Source organism: Neorhizobium sp. NCHU2750, assembly GCF_003597675.1.
Classification (GTDB): Bacteria; Pseudomonadota; Alphaproteobacteria; order Rhizobiales; family Rhizobiaceae; genus Neorhizobium.
Window position 1 is genome coordinate 2,361,858 of the sequence record NZ_CP030827.1, and the last position, 17,092, is coordinate 2,378,949.

Below are 17,092 nucleotides of genomic sequence, written 5' to 3' on the forward strand. Positions count from 1 at the left end.
TTTTGTTCAGCTTCCCAGTTCTTCCGCCCGTCGGCGGGCTGCCGCAATCGCCTTGTCGAAGACCGGCTGGATGCCGTCCTCGGCCATCAGCACCGAGAGTGCCGCAGCCGTCGTCCCGTTCGGCGACGTCACGTTCTTGCGAAGCTGGGCGGCGTCCTCGGCGGAGCGGTTCAACAGCTCGCCGGCCCCCGACACGGTTTCCCGCGCAAGCCGCATGGCAAGGTCCGCCGGCAGGCCGAGCTTACGCCCCGCCTCTGCCATGCATTCCACGAGATAGAAGACATAGGCCGGGCCGCTGCCGGAAACTGCCGTGACGGCGTCGATATCGGATTCCGTCGCGACCCACTCGACCGGGCCGCTGGCACGCAGAAGCTGATCAACAGCCTCGCGCTGCGCATCGGTGACGCGTGGGTTGGCGAATGCGCCGGTCACGCCGCGGCCGATCATGGAAGGTGTGTTCGGCATCGCCCGCACCATCGCGCGATCGCCGAGCTGGCTGGCGAAATAGGCGAGCGTCTTGCCGGCGGCGACCGAGACAATCACCGTATTGTCGCCGACAAGCGATGTCAGCGGCGGCAGCGCCACATCCATCATCTGCGGCTTGACAGCAAGAAACAGAATGTCGGCGACAAGCCCTTCCGGCGGCGCATTGACGTGACGTCCGCCGGCAGCGGAAAGCTTCGCCGCGATCGTCTCCGAAAGCGACGTTCGCGTCAGCACAGTCACACTCTCACCGGAAACGCCCTTGTCCAGCCAGCCGGACAGCATGGCGCCGCCCATATTGCCGGCACCGACGAGAACGATGGAACCACCTGCAGATGTCACGCTCAGCACTCACCAACCGTTTCGAACAGCACGGCTTCCATGGCAGCCTTCGCTTCCATGCCGGACCAGACGACGAACTGGAACGCCTGGTAATAGCTTTCGCAGGCATCGAGCGCGCTCGACAGCAGCACTTCCACCTGCTGGTTGGTCGGTTCCGCACCGCCGGCAAGCAGCAGCGACTGGCGGAAGATGATCACGTCTTCCTGGCGCCAGAGGTCGAAATGCCCCATCAGCGTCTGGCCGTTCACATGCGACAGAAGCCGGATGACCTCATTGACGCGGGTATCGGGGATCTTCAGGTCGAAGGCGCAGGCCAGATGCAGCGCCTCGAACTCCTCCATCCATGAAAACGATACATGGTAGTCGGTCCAGCGACCTTCGACCGTCATGGCGATTTCGTCTTCACCGGACCGTTCGAAAGTCCAGTCGTTGGATGCTGCCACGAACTCGATCATGTCGACCGGGTTCGATTGACGTTCAATTTCCAATTCCATCAGGCTCATGCGGCACCTTCTTGACCGGAATGAATGCGGATCTGCGAATTACGCCAACACGCGAACACTTAACCGGAAACAACACTCCCGATGATCTTGCGGCGCCGCCAGATTAACGCTGTAACCCTGCCTGGAGCTGACCAGTCCGTTTCGAATCATCATTTAAAATCAGTGTATCTAGACAGGTCCGGGCTACCAGCCCCTACCCCCATTATTTCGGTGGGTTATGGCTTGAACCTGTTCGTACCGGGGATCAGCGGGAAGTCTTAACTGACTCTGTCGCTTACCTTTTTCGCCTATGTCCACAGGCCTGACTTTTTTGACACCGGCAACCTTGTCCCTGACAGGGGACAGGCCATCGATTTGGATCGATCAAAAAAGAATCGGCCTCCTGCGCCGCGCGCAAGAGGCCGATTTGATTCTCAACGATAATTTGTCGCTCGTGCCTTACTTTTCGGCGAGCTTCGCCTCGAGCGCCTCGATCCGCGCCTTCAACGCATCGTTCTCGTCGCGGGCTCGTGCGGCCATCTCGCGCACGGCCTCGAATTCCTCGCGCTTGACCACGTCCATGCTGTTGAGGAAACGGTCGGCCTGCGCATGGAAGGCGGTTTCCATTTCCTTGCGCACGCTCTGTGCCGCGCCGGCTGCATCCGTCATCAGCTTGGCGAAGTCGTCGAAAATGCGGTTCGTTCCGGTCGACATGTCGTCATCTCCTTGAGGCCGGCAGAATAGGCACGGCATATGTCATGAATAAGGAAGTAGGGCCAGCGACGATCCGTTGCAAGCGCCATCCACATCTGCAGGCCAGCTCTGCGCTCCCGCGCAAGCGATTCCACCTTGACCGCCACATTTGCTGACGGCATGTTCCGCCGACCGCGGTGACACCGAGAACAAACATTGTACGAAGCTCTTCATCTTCTTGCCATTCTGCCGTTTCCCCAAATCGATCCGGTGGCCTTTTCCATCGGGCCTCTTTCCGTGCACTGGTACGGCCTCGCCTATGTCGCGGGGATCATGATCGGGTGGTTTTACGCCCGCAAGCTGATCGAGCGCCCGCACCTCTGGAAGGGCGATGCCGCGCCGATGACCAACGCCCATCTCGACGACTTCCTCGTCTGGATCGCCGTCGGCATCGTGGTCGGTGGCCGCACCGGCTATGTCCTCTTCTATGATCTTCAGCCTATGCTGGAGGATCCGATCCGCATCATCCAGATCTGGAATGGCGGCATGTCCTTCCATGGCGGGCTGATGGGCTCGATCATCGCCATGTTCCTGTTTGCCCGCCGGAATGCGATTCCGGTCTGGAGCATGTTCGACATCATAGCCGCCGTCGTGCCGCTCGGCCTGTTCTTCGGCCGCATCGCCAATTTCATCAATGGCGAACTCTGGGGCCGCTTGAGCTCCATGCCCTGGGCAATGGTCTTCCCGACCGGCGGTCCCTTTGCCCGTCATCCGAGCCAGCTCTATGAAGCCGGCCTCGAAGGCATCGTGCTGCTTTCGCTGCTCGCCATCATGATCTTCCGCTTCAAGGCACTGCGCATACCGGGCCTTATTTCGGGCATCTTCGTCATGGGATATGGTTTCTCGCGCATCTTCGTCGAGTTCTTCCGGGAACCGGACGCGCAGCTCGGTTATCTGCTCGGCACCAACTGGCTGACCATGGGCATGGTTTTATCCTCGCCCATGCTGCTGATCGGTCTCTGGGCGATCCTGCGTGCGCTTGCCGCCAACCGGACGGCGAAGGCCTGAGGGAAAGCCCGCCATGACGACCTCCGCCAATACGCCCCTAGCCCGCAAGATAAAGACCATCATCCGCACCAACGGACCGATCAGCGTCACCGATTATTTCGCGCTCTGCCTCGCCGATCCGGAATTCGGCTATTACCGCACCCGCGAACCCTTCGGCAGTTTCGGCGATTTCATCACCGCCCCCGAAATCAGCCAGTTGTTCGGCGAGATGGTCGGCATATTCATGGTGCATGCCTGGCAGCAGCACGGCACACCGAAGGATGTGCGCCTCGTCGAGATCGGCCCCGGCCGAGGCACGATGATGGCCGATATGCTGCGTGTCATCAAGCGCATCGCCCCCGACCTGTTCGAAAACCTCGCCGTCCATCTGGTGGAAACCAGCGAACGGCTGCGCGGCGTGCAGCGCATCACGCTCGAAGCCTATTCGACCAAGATCGCCTGGCATGACAGCTTTGAGGATGTGCCGGAAGGCTTTTGCCTGATCGCCGCCAACGAACTGTTCGACGCCATACCGATCCGCCAGTTCATCAAGACGCCGACCGGTTTTCGCGAACGCCTGATCGTGCTCGATGCCGATGACGAACTCTCCTTTGCAGCGGGCGTGGCAACGGTCGATCCGGCACTTCTGCCGGCGCCGGCTGGCTCCATTCCCGATGGCACCATCTTCGAGGTTGCGCCTGCCCGCCAGGCGGTGATGCAGACGCTCTGCGAGCATCTACTGAAACATGGCGGCACCGCGCTGATCATCGACTACGGCTCCATGGTCACCGGCTTCGGCGATACGCTGCAGGCCGTGCTGCACCATGATTACGATCCGCCCTTTGCCCATCCGGGCGAGGCCGATCTGACCAGCCATGTCGATTTCGAGGATCTGGCAAAGGTGGCGCTGGCAACCGGCACAGCACTCAGCGGCGGCCTGCGTCAGGGCGAGTTTCTCTTTGGCCTTGGCCTTTCCGAACGTGCCGCAGCCCTCGCCCGCGACAAGGAACCATCAGAACAGCGCCTCATCGCCTCGGCCGTCGACCGGCTGGCCGGTGCCGGCGCCGGCAAGATGGGCGAACTCTTCAAGGTCATCGCCGTATCGAGCCCCGACGTGAAGCTGATGCCGTTCCGCTCGGTGGCGTGACAGCGGAGGAAGCAGATCCCCTCACTTGCGATTTCTAACACTTAGCTGAAGCTAAGATGTTGAAATCGCTTTCTCTCCCGCAAGGGGAGATATGGCGGGGAGGCTTGCTCGACACTCCACCTCTCCCCTTGCGGGAGAGGTTACAAAATCAAGATCTTAGCAAAGCTAGGTCTTGGATTTTGTTGGTGAGGGGAATGCCTTGTGGTTTCACCTGACGGCACACTCCCCTCCACACCCCGATTGACATCACCCCACGGCCTGCGCCAATCTCGCCTCGACCAGAACCGAAGCATTCGCGGGCTTTGCCTTTTAAAATCAACAGGATGGACGCAAATGTCGGGACATGGACTTCCGCTGCCGATCAAAAGCTCGCTGCTCTTGGAAAACACCGGGGCACGCATCCGGCATGGCTTTTTCACCCGTGAAGGCGGTGTTTCCGAAGGCATCTATGCCGGGCTGAATGTCGGCATCGGCTCGGACGACGAGCGCGAGAAGGTGACCGAAAACCGCAACCGCGTCGCCGCATGGTTCGACCTGCCGCTGGAGCGCCTCGCCACCGTCCATCAGGTCCATTCCCCCGATGTCGTGGTGATCGACGAGATCGCCGCTGCCGGCGATCGCCCCAAGGCCGACGCTATGGTAACGAAAATCCCCGGCGTGGTGATCGGCGTGCTGTCGGCCGATTGCGGCCCGGTCCTGTTTGCCGATGCGGCAAACGGCGTAATCGGCGCTGCCCATGCTGGCTGGAAGGGCGCGCTTCACGGCGTATTGGAAAACACCATCGACAAGATGGTCTCGCTCGGCGCCGAGCGCGACAGGATCGTGGCCGTGCTCGGCCCGTCGATCGGACCGAAAAGCTATGAGGTCGGACCGGAATTCGTCGCCAATTTCAAGGCGACCGACCCGGCTTACGAGATTTTCTTCAAGCCCTCGGAAAAGCCCGGCCATGCGATGTTCGATCTTCCCTCGCTCACCATCAGGCGCCTGACCGACGCCGGCGTGCGGGCCGAAAACCTGAATATCGACACCTATTCCGATCCTGAGCGCTTTTATTCCTATCGCCGCACCACCCATGCCAAAGAGCCGGATTACGGCCGCCAGATTTCAGCAATCGCAATCCGGGAGGACTGACATGGCCCTGCATTTCGAGCGTGAGGAATATGCCGCCCGCCTGAACCGGCTTCTGGCAGCCATGCAGGAACAGAAGCTCGATGCGCTTCTCTTGTTTGCCCAGGAGAGCATGTATTGGCTCACCGGCTACGACACGTTCGGCTATTGTTTCTTCCAGACGCTGATCGTCAGGGCCGATGGCTCCATGACGCTTCTCACCCGCTCGGCAGACCTGCGGCAGGCACGCCAGACCTCGGTCCTTGAAAACATCACCGTCTGGGTCGACCGCGTGAATGCCGATCCGACGCTGGACCTCAAGAACCTCCTGAGCGACATGGATCTGCTCGGCGCGAAAATCGGCGTCGAATACGACACCCACGGCATGACCGGTCGCGTCGCGCGGCTGTTCGACCACCAGCTCTCCACCTTCGGCCAGCTGATCGACGCATCCTACCTGGTCAGCAATCTCCGCCTGATCAAGAGCCCTGCCGAGATCGCCTATGCCCGGCATGCTGCCGAACTCGCCGACGATGCCCTCGATGCCGCCCTGCCGCTGATCATGGCCGGCGCCAGCGAGGCCGGCATCCTTGCCGCCATGCAGGGCACCATCCTTGCCAGGGGTGGAGACTATCCCGCCAACGAATTCATCATCGGCTCCGGCGAGGATGCGCTTCTCTGCCGCTACAAGTCCGGACGCCGGACGCTCGAGACAAATGACCAGCTGACGCTCGAATGGGCCGGCGCCTCCGCCCACTATCATGCCGCGATGATGCGCACGGTGATTATCGGCGAACCGTCGCTGCGTCACCGCGAACTCTACAAGGCCTGCCTCGAAACCGTCCAGGCGATCGAGGAAGTGCTACGGCCCGGCCACGTCTTCGGCGATGTCTTCGACACCCATGCGCGCATTCTCGACGAACGCGGCCTGTCCCGCCATCGGCTGAATGCCTGCGGTTATTCGCTCGGCGCCCGCTTCTCGCCGTCCTGGATGGAGCACCAGATGTTCCATGTCGGCAATCCGCAGGAAATCACGGCCGACATGACGCTCTTCGTCCACATGATCATCATGGATTCCGACACCGGCACGGCAATGACGCTCGGCCATACCTACCTGACGACGGAAGGCGCCCCTCAGCCGCTGTCGCGCCGGGGACTTGACCTGATTGTGTCCTGAGCGGATCGCAGCAATGATTGACACCCCCGAAAGCGCGACCCTAAGTTCGCGCAACAAGGCAATAGTCAGGAGATGAATGCGTGCGGCGATCGAAACCATGGTACCTCGTCGCGACATTCGCTCTCTGCCTCGGACTTTCCGCCTGCAACACCACGGACGCCCTGACGCCGCAGGTGGATGTCGGCGGCGGCAGCTACCCGTCCTCATCACCGGTCACCCAGGACGATACCGCCCGCATGGCGGCCCGCAGCGAGGATATCGAAACCGTCCAGTCCGCACCGCTTGCCGCACCCGGCGGCTCTCCGACCGAAACATCCGGTTTCCAGGGCCCATCCGGCCTGCCGACGCAATCGGGACCGTCCGGCTCATCGGGCATGTCTGTTCAATCGGCAATGTCGGCCCCTTCAGGAGCACCCGACAACAATGGCCAGCCCGGCGCCAGCGACACGCTTGGCGGGCAGGCACAGGCGCTCGCCGACGGCGCCTCCGTTTCGCCCGCCTCCTCCGGCCCGCCACCGCAATGGCAGGGCAACGATCCCGGTGGCCGTCAGGTCCAGGACGACCAGCAGGCGCCGGACGGGCAACAGGCAGGCCAGATGCCCGGCTCCTCCCCGCCGCCATCGGGCCAGCAAGCCGCCAATGGCGCGCAAACGATCCGCTTCCTGCCGATCATCGGCGCCCCGGTTCAGGCCGTCACGCCGCTGTCGCGCCAGCTGGCGGCTTCAGCCCGCGCAGCCGGCCTGACGATCCGGCCCTCGGGTGACGCCACCGCCGACCAGATCCTCAAGGGCTATTTCTCCGCCAAGCTCGACGGCGACAAGGTGACCATGGCCTATGTCTGGGACGTGCTCGACAATGCCGGCGGCAGGCTGAACCGTTTTCAGGGGCAGGAAACCATGCCCTCGGCCGGTTCCGACCCCTGGGACGCAGTGTCGCCGGAGCTGATGCAGTCGATCGCCAAAAAGACGATAACGGAGTACGCAAACTGGCGCCGCGGGCACTGAATGAGGTGATTTTGCAGCCTGCGCGGGCGGTCAAGGTCACAGTTCATTCATAAAAACCGTGTGCATATCGAAAACGGGCTTGCAATCGGGGGCAGCGGCGGTAAAAGGCCGCCATCCAGCTTAAAAACGGGCGGACCGAAATGAAGGTTTTCGCAGGCAATTCGAACCGGCATCTGGCCGACGCGATCTGCAGCTATCTCAATGTTCCTGTCGGAAAAGCCAGCGTAAGGCGATTTGCAGACCAGGAAATCTTCGTTGAAATTCAGGAAAACGTGCGCGGGGAAGACATTTTCGTCATCCAGTCCACCTCTTTCCCGACCAACGACCATCTCATGGAACTGTTGATCATGATCGATGCGTTCAGACGCGCATCGGCCAGACGCATCACCGCGGTTCTTCCCTATTTCGGCTATGCAAGGCAGGACCGCAAGGCAGGCCCGCGTACGCCGATCTCGGCCAAGCTCGTTGCCAACCTGATCACCGAGGCCGGCGCCAACCGCGTCATGACGCTCGACCTGCATGCCGACCAGATCCAGGGCTTCTTCGATATCCCGACCGACAACCTCTACGCCGTGCCGATCCTCGCCCGCGACGTAAAGGAACATTACGACCTGAAGAACGTCATGGTCGTCTCTCCCGACGTCGGCGGCGTGGTTCGCGCCCGCTCGCTCGCCAAGCGCCTCGGCAGCCAGCTTGCGATCGTCGACAAGCGCCGCGAACGCGCCGGTGAATCGGAAGTGATGAACGTCATCGGCGACGTGACCGGCAAGGACTGTCTGCTGATCGACGATATCGTCGATTCGGGCGGCACGCTCTGCAATGCAGCAGAAGCCCTGCTGAAGAACGGCGCCACCAGCGTCACCGCCTATATCACCCACGGCGTCCTCTCCGGTGGCGCGGTGACCCGCATCACCTCTTCGATGCTGAAGGAACTGGTGATCACCGACAGCATCCAGCCGACGACGGCAGTCCAGTCGGCGCACAATATCCGCGTCATCACCACGGCGAGCCTGCTCGGCGAGGCGATCAACCGCACGGCTATGGAATCCTCCGTCTCCAGCCTGTTCGACTAAACCGATAGCGCATCACTGCAATCTCTGATCGGGCCGAAAGTCGTTTTCGATTTTCGGCCCGATGCTTTAGGTTCTGCTGAAAGACAGGGAGGATTCGCGATGTCTTTCATTTCCAGCCATTTCAACAAGCTGCCGCTTCTCATTCTTTTGCCGGTTCTTTCGGCCTGCGTCGAGGATGGCCCGCCCTCGGGACCGGGTGGCTACCGGCCGCCGCCGAGACCGCAGCCGCAGATGTGTACGATGGATTACCGCCCGGTCTGCGGCGAGCGCGGCGGCCGCTTCGAAACCTTCGGCAATGCCTGCCAGGCCGACGCCCGCGGCTTCCGCATCGTCAGCTCCGGCGAATGCCGCGGCCCCGGCATCACTCCGCCACCCGGCCGCCCGGATCGGCCGGATCGACCGGGCAGACCAGACAGGCCCGACTGGGATCGCCCCGGCAGGCCGGACAGACCTGATATGGGTGGCGCCTGCACCCGCGAATATCGCCCCGTCTGCGCACGCGCCGGACGCGGCATGCAGACCTTCCCGAATGCCTGCGAGGCAGAGAGGGCGGGCGCCGGCATCATCGCGTCGGGACAATGCCCCCGAGGATAGGTGCCTCGCGGATAGGGCCCCTAGGATAGGACCCAGCCCGATGGCCTCCGGTTTCGGTGGATAACGCATTGGCTGAGCGCCGGGATAACCTCCCGGCGTTTTGCATTCGGCTGAACCCTTGCCTATGTAGGTTGGATATCGTCCAAGGAGTTCCGCATGGCCGCTCGCGACCGCTATTCACGAAAGCTCGAATGTTCGCAATGCGGCAATACCGGTTTTGCCGAGGTCTCGGAGAACGACGACAAGCGCGCCGCCAGCCGCGATTTCCGTATCGACGAATTGCCGAAGAGCTTCCGCACCGAATTCGCCTCGACCGATCCGAAGAAGTACATGGTCCGTTGCGGCGATTGCGGCTTCAAGTTCCGTTTCGAGCAGAAGACGGTCTATGCGCCCGGCGGCGAAGCCCGCCGCTGAGCGAGCGATCGTCCACGGCAGGCCGAACGCGGTTCAGGCTGCGTTTGTGATCTTCACACCGTCGATCTGCTGGCCCATCGGCATCGGGCGGCCGAGGAAATAGCCCTGCGCCTCGTGGCAGCCTTCCTGCTGCAGGATATGCAGCTGATCCAGCGTCTCCACGCCTTCGGCAAGCACGGGAATGCGAAGCCCCTGTCCGAGCGCCAGGATGGCCCGCACCATCGCCTTGGCCTCCTCGCTCTGCTCGACATCGGCAAGGAAGCTGCGGTCGAGCTTGATCTTGTCGAACGGGAAGGACTGCAGCGTCTCCAGCGACGAATAGCCGGTGCCGAAGTCGTCGATCGCGATCGACACGCCAAGCGCCTTGATCGCCCTCAAGGCATGCAGCGCGCGCTGCTTGTCGCTGAAGATGGAAGTTTCGGTGATCTCCAGTTCCAGCCGAGACGGCTTCATCCCGGTCTCGACAAGCACGGAGTGAACGAGCGTCGGCATGTCGACATGGGCGATCTGCACCGGCGACAGATTGACCGCAACCTTGTGGTCTACCGGCCAGGCGGCAGCCTCGCGGCAGGCTTCCCGCAGCACCCATTCGCCGATCGGCAAAATGGCCCCGCATTCCTCGGCAATCGGAATGAAGTCGGCGGGGGACACCTCGCCCCGTTCCGGATGGCGCCAGCGCAACAGCACCTCGTAACCGGTGATCTCTCCCGTCGAGACGGATTTCTGCACCTGGTAATGCAGGTGGAACTGCTTGGCTTCCACCGCTGCCCACAATTCCTTGGCCATCTTCGACCGATCGCGCGCAGCCTCGTCCATCTGCATGTCGTAGAAGCAAACCTGGTGCGAGAGCGACCCCTTGGCGCGATACATGGCAAGGTCTGCATTGGCGATCAGCGCTTCCGGCGTCTGCCCGTCATGCGGATAGAGCGCCACACCCATGCTGGCGCCGGGAATGACCCGGTTGCCCTCGATATCGATCGGGCGGTTGAGCTCCGCCATCATCCGGTCGATGAAGGCCTGCACATCGTTGATGTCGCCATATCGCTTCGCCGCCACGAACTCGTCGCCGCCAAAGCGGGCGAAAATTTCGTTCGGCCCCAGCATCTCCATCATGCGCCGGGCGATTTCCTTCAGCACCTGATCGCCGACCGCATGTCCCAGCTGATCGTTGATCTGCTTGAACTTGTTGAGGTCGATACCGATAACGGCCAGCTGGTCGTGGCTGCGCTCGGCGCGCTGGACCTCGGATTCCAGATGGCTCATGAAGGCGGAGCGATTGGGAAGCTGGGTCAGGCCGTCGTGCCGCGCCATGAAAGCGATCCGCTCCTCGGAACGGACCTGGTCGCTGATATCCTCGAACGTGGCAACCCATCCACCCTCGGCCAGAAGGCTGATGGCCGTGCGGATCATCCGCCCGTCCTGCATGCGATGCAGAAGGCTGCGCTGACCCGACTTCATCGCCTTGATGTAACGCTGGTAACTCTGCTCGGCCAGGGACGCCGCGTCCGGATCGCCGTTGCAGGCAATCTCGAATCCCTTATGCGTCAATTCCCGGCAGGAAAGACCGGGCACGATGAAGCCTTCGGGAAAGCCGAACATGTCCCGGTAACGCTGGTTGCACAGCATCAGCTTTTCGTCGCGATCGAAAAGGCACAATCCCTGGCTCATGTTCTCGAGCGCAAGATCGAGAGTACGGCTGACGGCGGCGATACGTTCGCTGTCTTCCTTCTGGCGCGTGATGTCACGGGTGATCTTGGCGTAACCGACCAGCAGACCGTTGTCGTCGCGCACAGGCTGGATAACCACATGGGCCCAGAACCAGCTGCCGTCCTTGCGGTAGCGCTTGCCCTCAGCCTCGAAGCGACCGGTCTCGTAGGCGGTCCTCAGTGCCTTTTCGGGCGCTCCACGTTCCTGCTCTTCGCGCGGATAGAAGCGGGCGAAATTCTGCCCGACGATGTCCTTGGCGGTATAGCCCTTGGCGCGTTCGGCACCGGCATTCCAGTTCGTCACGATGCCGGTCGGGTCAAGCATGTAGATGGCGTAATCGGTCACGCCGCGGACCAGAAGCTGGAAATCCCGCTCGCTCGCCCGCGACTTGCGGGCCGCGCGCGTGGACATCAAAGCCGCAGCAATGCCCGATCCGAGAAGAGAAAGCGAGACGGCAATGATCGTCGACAACATCAGCGGCTTCGACAGAGAGCCGACATCGATGGACGACGAGAGATCAGGTACCAGCGTGGCAGCCCCCATGGCGATGAAATGCATGGAGACGATCGCAAGGGCCAGAGTGGTTGCAGCAAGCAGCATGGCGCCATTGCCCTTGCGCAGCACCAGCATGAACGCGCCAGGCGACATCACCATAGCCGCGGAGATCGCCACGATCACCAGCGGGCGTGACCAGACGATGCTGCCGCCGACCTCGATCGCCGACATGCCGGTGAAATGCATGCAGGACACGCCGGCACCGAAGACAAGGCCGGCAGCGAGAGCACCGCCGCGGTTCGGCATGGCAACCATGAGGCTGACCGCCGAAAAGGTCGTCACGAAGGCAAGGCCGAGCGAGACCAGCGTCAGGGAGGGATCGAAACGAAAGGCAAAGCCTGGATCATAGGCAAGCATCGCCACGAAATGCGTGGCCCATATGCCGAATCCACCGGCGCCCCCGGCCACCATCGCCCAGACAGGCCGGGCAAGGCCTGTCGCCTCCCTCGAACGCCCGATGAACGCGACGGTAGCCAGGTTCGCAAGCAGGCAGAGTATCCCGGCCACCAGAACGAGCGGGAGGTTATGTTCATAAACCAGGCAGGTGACGACGCGATGCATTCAAACTAGTTTCCCTGAAGCAGTACTTGCTAGTGACGGCCCCGCGTTAACAATGTCTGCATACCTGCCTGAGCTGTCGCTTTCTTAGACGATAAGCAGATAGCGTGATTAACGGGAATGAAATCCTTGCCTACCCAGAGTATTTCAGGGGATTGGCAACGCACCATCAGGCTGTAGAAGACAGACACGGAACAGTTGACGGCGCAGCCGATGCCGCACTTGCCTGAGGCCGCGCCTTGTATTATAGGGTCCGCGTCCGCGTAGACACCCTTGGAGGCAACGCGGATGGAGCCATTCAAAAGATGCCTCCAGTTCCGACTGACCCAGGTGGATCGGCAGGAACTCTCCAAATAACCTCGAAAGGAAATGCCATGAGCGAAAGCTACGTGCTCAAGGCCGAGGCGCGCGAACGGGTTGGTAAGGGGTCCGCCCGTGAACTTCGCCGCAACGGTTCTATCCCTGCAGTCATCTATGGTGACAAGCAGCCCCCGATTTCTATCGTCCTCAACACCAATGAGGTCACCAAGCGTATTCACGCTGGCGGTTTCATGACGACGATTGCGACCATCGAAGTCGATGGCAAGAAGATCAAGGTCCTGCCGAAAGACTACCAGCTGGATCCGGTACGTGACTTCACGTTGCACGTCGACTTCCTGCGCGTCTCCGGCAACACCGAAGTCAACGTTGACGTTCCGGTTCACTTCGTCAACGAAGACAAGTCGGCCATCAAGCAGGGTGGCGTTCTCAACGTCGTCCGCCACACGGTTGAACTGCATTGCCCGGCTGATGCCATTCCGGAATTCATCACCGTCGATCTCGACGGCGCCAAGATCGGCGACAGCCTGCACATTTCTGCAGTCAAGCTGCCGAAGGGCGTTCGCCCGGTCATCACCGATCGCGATTTCACCATCGCCACCGTCGTTGCTCCGGCAGCCGGCGTTGCCGAAGAAGAAATTGCCCCGGCCGCTGCTGCGACCGAAGAATAAGAGCGTCTTCATCGACACTCGGAAAAGCCCGGCACCGCCGGGCTTTTCTATTTGGATCTTTCAGCTGAGCCGATAAGCTTCGGCCCTGCCCGTCCAGAGGGCGGCCCGTCACAACAATGGCTGTCGCCATCAACACGAACATTTCCGGTTCCTCCATGACAAAGACACCAGACCTCGCCGCCGCCATCCGCTCCATCCCGGATTACCCGAAGCCTGGCATCATCTTTCGCGACATCACCACACTGCTCGGCGATCCGGTTGCCTTCCGCCAGGCCGTCGATGAACTGGTAGAGCCCTACAAGGGGCTCGGCATCGACAAGATTGCCGGCATGGAAGCGCGCGGCTTCATTCTGGGCGGCGCGATGGCGCACCAGCTTTCCGCCGGTTTCGTACCGATCCGCAAGAAGGGGAAGCTGCCCTACCGCACCGTCAGCATGTCCTATTCCCTGGAATACGGCACCGACGAGATGGAAATCCATGTCGACGCGGTGAAGCCGGGCGAGGAGGTTATCCTCTGCGACGACCTGATTGCCACCGGTGGCACGGCCGTGGGTGCAGTGCAGCTTCTGCGCCAGATCGGCGCGAAAGTGGTTTCCGCCTGCTTCGTCATTGACCTGCCGGATCTCGGCGGCCGCAGGAAGCTGGAGGCGCTCGGCGTCGACGTGCGCACCCTGGTCGAATTCTCCGGCCACTGAGCCTGTTCCAATCGGGGCCATGGCCCCGATTTCAGTCGAATTCCAGCACGCTGCCCTCGAAGCTGAGAACGGCCTCGCCTCTCTGGTTGACGCCCTCATTGGCGATCACATGCAGCATCGTGCCCGGCCGTGACGCCAGCGGTCGGCTTTCGACAAGCGTCACCGAATAGGTGACGGTGTCGCCGGCATAGACCGGTCTCAGCCACTGCAGCTTCTTGAAACCCGGCGACGGCCCGAGCTTCGGAGGCACGAGGCTGCCGGCAAGAAGCCGGGCCTGTTCCTTGCCCCAATAGGTGACAAAGGTCTTCATCCAGCCGGCGCAGGTATGCCAGCCGGAGGCACGAGCCCGCCGAAGACATAGTTCTTCGCCGCCTCGGCATCCGTGTGGAACGGCTGCGGATCGAATTTCGTCGCAAAAGCAATGATCTCTTCGGCGGTGAACAGAAGCGAGCCGGTGACGACCCTGATGCCCGGCGGTGAAAGTTCCTGGAGCTTCATGCCGCGGCTCCCTCGATCTGGCGGGTGCGGAACATGATCGGGTTCTCCCCCCGCATCACCACCTCGCCGCGCTGGTTCTCCACCTCGTGCAGAAACTTGACGAGCCCTATTCCGGGCCGCGAGCGCAGCGCCCTCGCCTCGGCGACCGTCGACCGGCCGGACAGCGTGTCGCCGGCAAAGACCGGCCTCTTCCAATCCATGAAATCGATGCCCGGGGAGCCTTCCGACGAGGAATTTGCCAGCCACCCGTCATACATCATTCGCATGAACAGGCTCGCCGTCAGCCATCCGGATGCGGCAAGCCCGCCGAGTATGCTCGCCTTGCCCGCCTTCTCGTCGAGATGCATCGGCTGCGGATCGAACTCCGCCGCGAATTCGACCATCTCCTCGACAGTCATGTGATGCGATGCAAGCGGCAGGACGCGGCCCGGCGCAAAATCCTCAAAATACAGCATGCGACGCCTCCCCGCGTTCGAATGCACCCACGGCGAAATCGGCAGGCCGATCTCGCCGTGGCTCAGCTTATGGACTTACGTATTGAAACGGAAGTGGATGACGTCGCCGTCATGCACGACATATTCCTTGCCTTCGTCGCGGCCCTTGCCGGCTTCCTTGGCCCCGACTTCGCCCTTGTAGGCGATATAGTCGTCGAAGCCGATGGTGAAGGCGCGGATGAAGCCACGCTCGAAATCCGTATGGATGACACCGGCCGCCTGCGGCGCCTTGGTGCCCCGCCGGATGGTCCAGGCACGCGTTTCCTTCGGGCCGACGGTGAAATAGGTAATCAGGTCGAGCAGGTGATAGCCGGCGCGGATCAGGCGGTCGAGACCGGCCTCTTCAAGGCCCAGCGCACCGAGGAATTCCTTGGCTTCCTCTTCCGGAAGCTGCGCGACTTCGGCCTCGATGGCGGCCGAGATGATGACGCATTCGGCGCCCTGCTCCTTGGCCATGGCGGCAACCGCCTTGGTATGCTCGTTGCCGTCGACCGCGTCGCCCTCGGCGACGTTGCAGACGTAAAGCACCGGATGCGAGGTCAGGAGATTGAGCCCCTTTAGGATCTCGATATCTTCCGGCGACAGCGTCTTGAGCAGCAGGCGGGCCGGCTTGCCGTTGTTCAAAAGCTTGATCACCTCTTCCATGACCGGAAGCTGGGCGATCGAATCCTTGTCCTTGCCGGTGGCGCGCTTGCGGGTCTGCTCGACGCGGCGCTCCAGGCTTTCGAGATCGGCGAGCATCAGCTCGGTCTCGATCGTCTCGGCATCGCCGACCGGGTTGATGCGACCCTCGACATGGGTGATGTCGTCATCCTCGAAGCAGCGCAGCACATGCACGACGGCATCGACTTCGCGGATATTGGCGAGGAACTTGTTGCCGAGGCCTTCGCCCTTCGATGCGCCGCGCACCAGGCCGGCAATGTCGACGAAGGAGATGCGGGTCGGAATGATTTCCTTCGAGCCGGCAATCGTGGCGAGCTGCTGCATGCGCGGATCCGGAACCGCGACTTCACCGGTATTCGGCTCGATCGTGCAGAACGGATAGTTCGCAGCCTGTGCGGCAGCCGTCTTGGTCAGCGCGTTGAAGAGAGTGGACTTGCCGACATTGGGCAGTCCGACGATACCGCATTTGAAGCCCATCGGGGATGAAACCTATCGTTTAACCGAGTTTGCAGTCGCTATGGGCGAAACTGCCCTTCGGGTCAAGGCTTGGGCCCCCGACCACTCGGATGCACTCGCTTGAAGGTAAGGCAGATCTGCCTTACTTTAACGATGAAGGAGTTCATCATGGTGAGACTGAAGGTAACGGCAAAAGGCCAGATCACCTTGAAAAAGGAGGTCCTCGATCACCTTGGGATAAAGCCCGGCGACGAGATCGACGTCGATCTTCTACCCCGGAAAGGGGCAGGTCTTCGCAGCGTCCCGAAAGGCAGTATCGAAGATTTTTTCCGCGCAGGCTCCAATCCTTACAATATCCGCGCCACTCTGGGCGATATCCAGGAGGCGATAGAAGCAGGATGGGCAGGAAAGGTGAGCTTGGACGATGATCCCTGATACGAATATCCTCGTGCGCGCTTTCATCAGAGATAACGAAGCCCAGACGGAGGCCGCACAGGAACTCCTTCGGCGAGCCGAGCATATCCATATCTCAACGGTAGCCCTGTGCGAATTCGTCTGGGCGCTGCGCCAGGTCTACAAGAAAACCCGATTGGACGTGGTCAATGCGATCGGCCTGCTCGTTGCCGATGAACGCGTCATCACGGACCGGGCTGCACTGGAGGCAGGCCTTGCGTTTCTCAGCGCCGGCTGCGACTTTGCCGATGGCGTGATAGAATTTCAGGGCCGGCGACTCGGCGGCGAAGTCTTTGTGACCTTTGATCGAAAAGCGGCGGCGGCAGCCTCGTCCCAGGGTCGGCGGAGCATCTTTCTCGATACTCAATGACTGGCGCCTTTTCACCCGCGCCTTGAAAACCCGCAATTATGATGCAACTTGATAATATCGATCGCCCTGCACGGGGCCCATCAGGAGGTCA

18 protein-coding genes and 1 pseudogene are annotated in these 17,092 nt (G+C 61.5%); 12 read left to right on the top strand and 7 right to left on the bottom strand.

What is annotated here, in order from left to right; all coding sequences use genetic code 11:
- Nucleotides 1-6: 6 nt before the first annotated feature.
- The 3 genes from proC to NCHU2750_RS11465 all read right to left on the bottom strand — a co-directional run bounded on the left by proC (nucleotide 7) and on the right by NCHU2750_RS11465 (nucleotide 2,021).
- Nucleotides 7-780, bottom strand: coding sequence for a pyrroline-5-carboxylate reductase (gene proC / locus NCHU2750_RS11455; protein WP_502703846.1), 774 nt, complete (start codon nucleotides 778-780; stop codon nucleotides 7-9).
- A 47-nt stretch (nucleotides 781-827) separates the two neighbouring features.
- On the bottom strand, nucleotides 828-1,328 hold the full coding sequence (locus NCHU2750_RS11460; protein ID WP_119940616.1) for a type III secretion system chaperone family protein: 501 nt from the start codon (nucleotides 1,326-1,328) through the stop codon (nucleotides 828-830).
- Nucleotides 1,329-1,766: 438 nt separating this feature from the next.
- The gene (locus tag NCHU2750_RS11465; protein ID WP_119940617.1) at nucleotides 1,767-2,021 is read right to left on the bottom strand and encodes an accessory factor UbiK family protein; all 255 of its coding nucleotides are present in this window, start codon (nucleotides 2,019-2,021) and stop codon (nucleotides 1,767-1,769) included.
- 195 nt (nucleotides 2,022-2,216) lie between these two features.
- Between NCHU2750_RS11465 and lgt the strand changes: the two genes are divergently transcribed.
- From lgt to NCHU2750_RS11505, 8 genes are all read left to right on the top strand, one after another.
- Nucleotides 2,217-3,068, top strand: coding sequence for a prolipoprotein diacylglyceryl transferase (gene lgt, locus NCHU2750_RS11470; RefSeq protein ID WP_162939589.1), 852 nt, complete (start codon nucleotides 2,217-2,219; stop codon nucleotides 3,066-3,068).
- A gap of 13 nt (nucleotides 3,069-3,081) precedes the next feature.
- Nucleotides 3,082-4,194: a class I SAM-dependent methyltransferase gene (locus NCHU2750_RS11475; protein WP_119940618.1), complete on the top strand. Its 1,113-nt coding sequence runs from the start codon at nucleotides 3,082-3,084 to the stop codon at nucleotides 4,192-4,194.
- Between the two features lie 333 nt (nucleotides 4,195-4,527).
- Entirely contained in the window at nucleotides 4,528-5,325 is a 798-nt protein-coding gene (gene pgeF, locus NCHU2750_RS11480) for a peptidoglycan editing factor PgeF (RefSeq protein ID WP_119940619.1), read from the top strand.
- Nucleotide 5,326: 1 nt separating this feature from the next.
- Nucleotides 5,327-6,478 (top strand): M24 family metallopeptidase, encoded by a 1,152-nt coding sequence (locus NCHU2750_RS11485; protein ID WP_119940620.1) that lies wholly within the window; start codon nucleotides 5,327-5,329, stop codon nucleotides 6,476-6,478.
- A gap of 80 nt (nucleotides 6,479-6,558) precedes the next feature.
- Nucleotides 6,559-7,482: a hypothetical protein gene (locus tag NCHU2750_RS11490; RefSeq protein ID WP_119940621.1), complete on the top strand. Its 924-nt coding sequence runs from the start codon at nucleotides 6,559-6,561 to the stop codon at nucleotides 7,480-7,482.
- A 140-nt stretch (nucleotides 7,483-7,622) separates the two neighbouring features.
- The gene (locus NCHU2750_RS11495) at nucleotides 7,623-8,555 is read left to right on the top strand and encodes a ribose-phosphate pyrophosphokinase (protein WP_119940622.1); all 933 of its coding nucleotides are present in this window, start codon (nucleotides 7,623-7,625) and stop codon (nucleotides 8,553-8,555) included.
- Between the two features lie 99 nt (nucleotides 8,556-8,654).
- Nucleotides 8,655-9,149 carry a Kazal-type serine protease inhibitor domain-containing protein gene (locus NCHU2750_RS11500; protein WP_162939590.1) on the top strand — a complete coding sequence of 165 codons (495 nt, stop codon included), beginning with the start codon at nucleotides 8,655-8,657 and terminating at the stop codon, nucleotides 9,147-9,149.
- 156 nt (nucleotides 9,150-9,305) lie between these two features.
- Nucleotides 9,306-9,563, top strand: coding sequence for a hypothetical protein (locus NCHU2750_RS11505; protein ID WP_119940623.1), 258 nt, complete (start codon nucleotides 9,306-9,308; stop codon nucleotides 9,561-9,563).
- A gap of 33 nt (nucleotides 9,564-9,596) precedes the next feature.
- Here NCHU2750_RS11505 and NCHU2750_RS11510 read toward each other — a convergent pair whose 3' ends face one another.
- Nucleotides 9,597-12,386, bottom strand: a complete 2,790-nt coding sequence (locus NCHU2750_RS11510) for a bifunctional diguanylate cyclase/phosphodiesterase (RefSeq protein ID WP_119940624.1) — start codon at nucleotides 12,384-12,386, stop codon at nucleotides 9,597-9,599.
- Nucleotides 12,387-12,757: 371 nt separating this feature from the next.
- On the opposite strand from NCHU2750_RS11510, the gene NCHU2750_RS11515 reads away from it, so the two are divergent.
- Both NCHU2750_RS11515 and NCHU2750_RS11520 read left to right on the top strand, forming a co-directional pair.
- On the top strand, nucleotides 12,758-13,372 hold the full coding sequence (locus tag NCHU2750_RS11515; protein WP_119940625.1) for a 50S ribosomal protein L25/general stress protein Ctc: 615 nt from the start codon (nucleotides 12,758-12,760) through the stop codon (nucleotides 13,370-13,372).
- A gap of 155 nt (nucleotides 13,373-13,527) precedes the next feature.
- Entirely contained in the window at nucleotides 13,528-14,067 is a 540-nt protein-coding gene (locus tag NCHU2750_RS11520; protein WP_119943255.1) for an adenine phosphoribosyltransferase, read from the top strand.
- Between the two features lie 31 nt (nucleotides 14,068-14,098).
- Here the strand turns inward: NCHU2750_RS11520 and NCHU2750_RS11525 are convergent.
- From NCHU2750_RS11525 to ychF, 3 genes and pseudogenes are all read right to left on the bottom strand, one after another.
- Nucleotides 14,099-14,565: pseudogene (locus tag NCHU2750_RS11525) on the bottom strand (MaoC family dehydratase).
- Nucleotides 14,562-15,020 carry a MaoC family dehydratase gene (locus NCHU2750_RS11530; RefSeq protein WP_119940626.1) on the bottom strand — a complete coding sequence of 153 codons (459 nt, stop codon included), beginning with the start codon at nucleotides 15,018-15,020 and terminating at the stop codon, nucleotides 14,562-14,564. The pseudogene NCHU2750_RS11525 and the gene NCHU2750_RS11530 overlap by 4 nt, the downstream one beginning before the upstream one ends.
- 75 nt (nucleotides 15,021-15,095) lie before the next feature.
- Nucleotides 15,096-16,199: a redox-regulated ATPase YchF gene (ychF, locus tag NCHU2750_RS11535; protein WP_119940627.1), complete on the bottom strand. Its 1,104-nt coding sequence runs from the start codon at nucleotides 16,197-16,199 to the stop codon at nucleotides 15,096-15,098.
- A 147-nt stretch (nucleotides 16,200-16,346) separates the two neighbouring features.
- Here ychF and NCHU2750_RS11540 point away from each other — a divergent pair, with 147 nt between their 5' ends.
- Nucleotides 16,347-16,613: an AbrB/MazE/SpoVT family DNA-binding domain-containing protein gene (locus tag NCHU2750_RS11540; RefSeq protein ID WP_119943257.1), complete on the top strand. Its 267-nt coding sequence runs from the start codon at nucleotides 16,347-16,349 to the stop codon at nucleotides 16,611-16,613.
- Complete coding sequence (locus tag NCHU2750_RS11545) at nucleotides 16,603-17,001, top strand: type II toxin-antitoxin system VapC family toxin (RefSeq protein ID WP_119940628.1); 399 nt, start codon at nucleotides 16,603-16,605, stop codon at nucleotides 16,999-17,001. Before NCHU2750_RS11540 ends, NCHU2750_RS11545 begins: the two co-directional genes overlap by 11 nt.
- Nucleotides 17,002-17,092 lie beyond the last annotated feature (91 nt).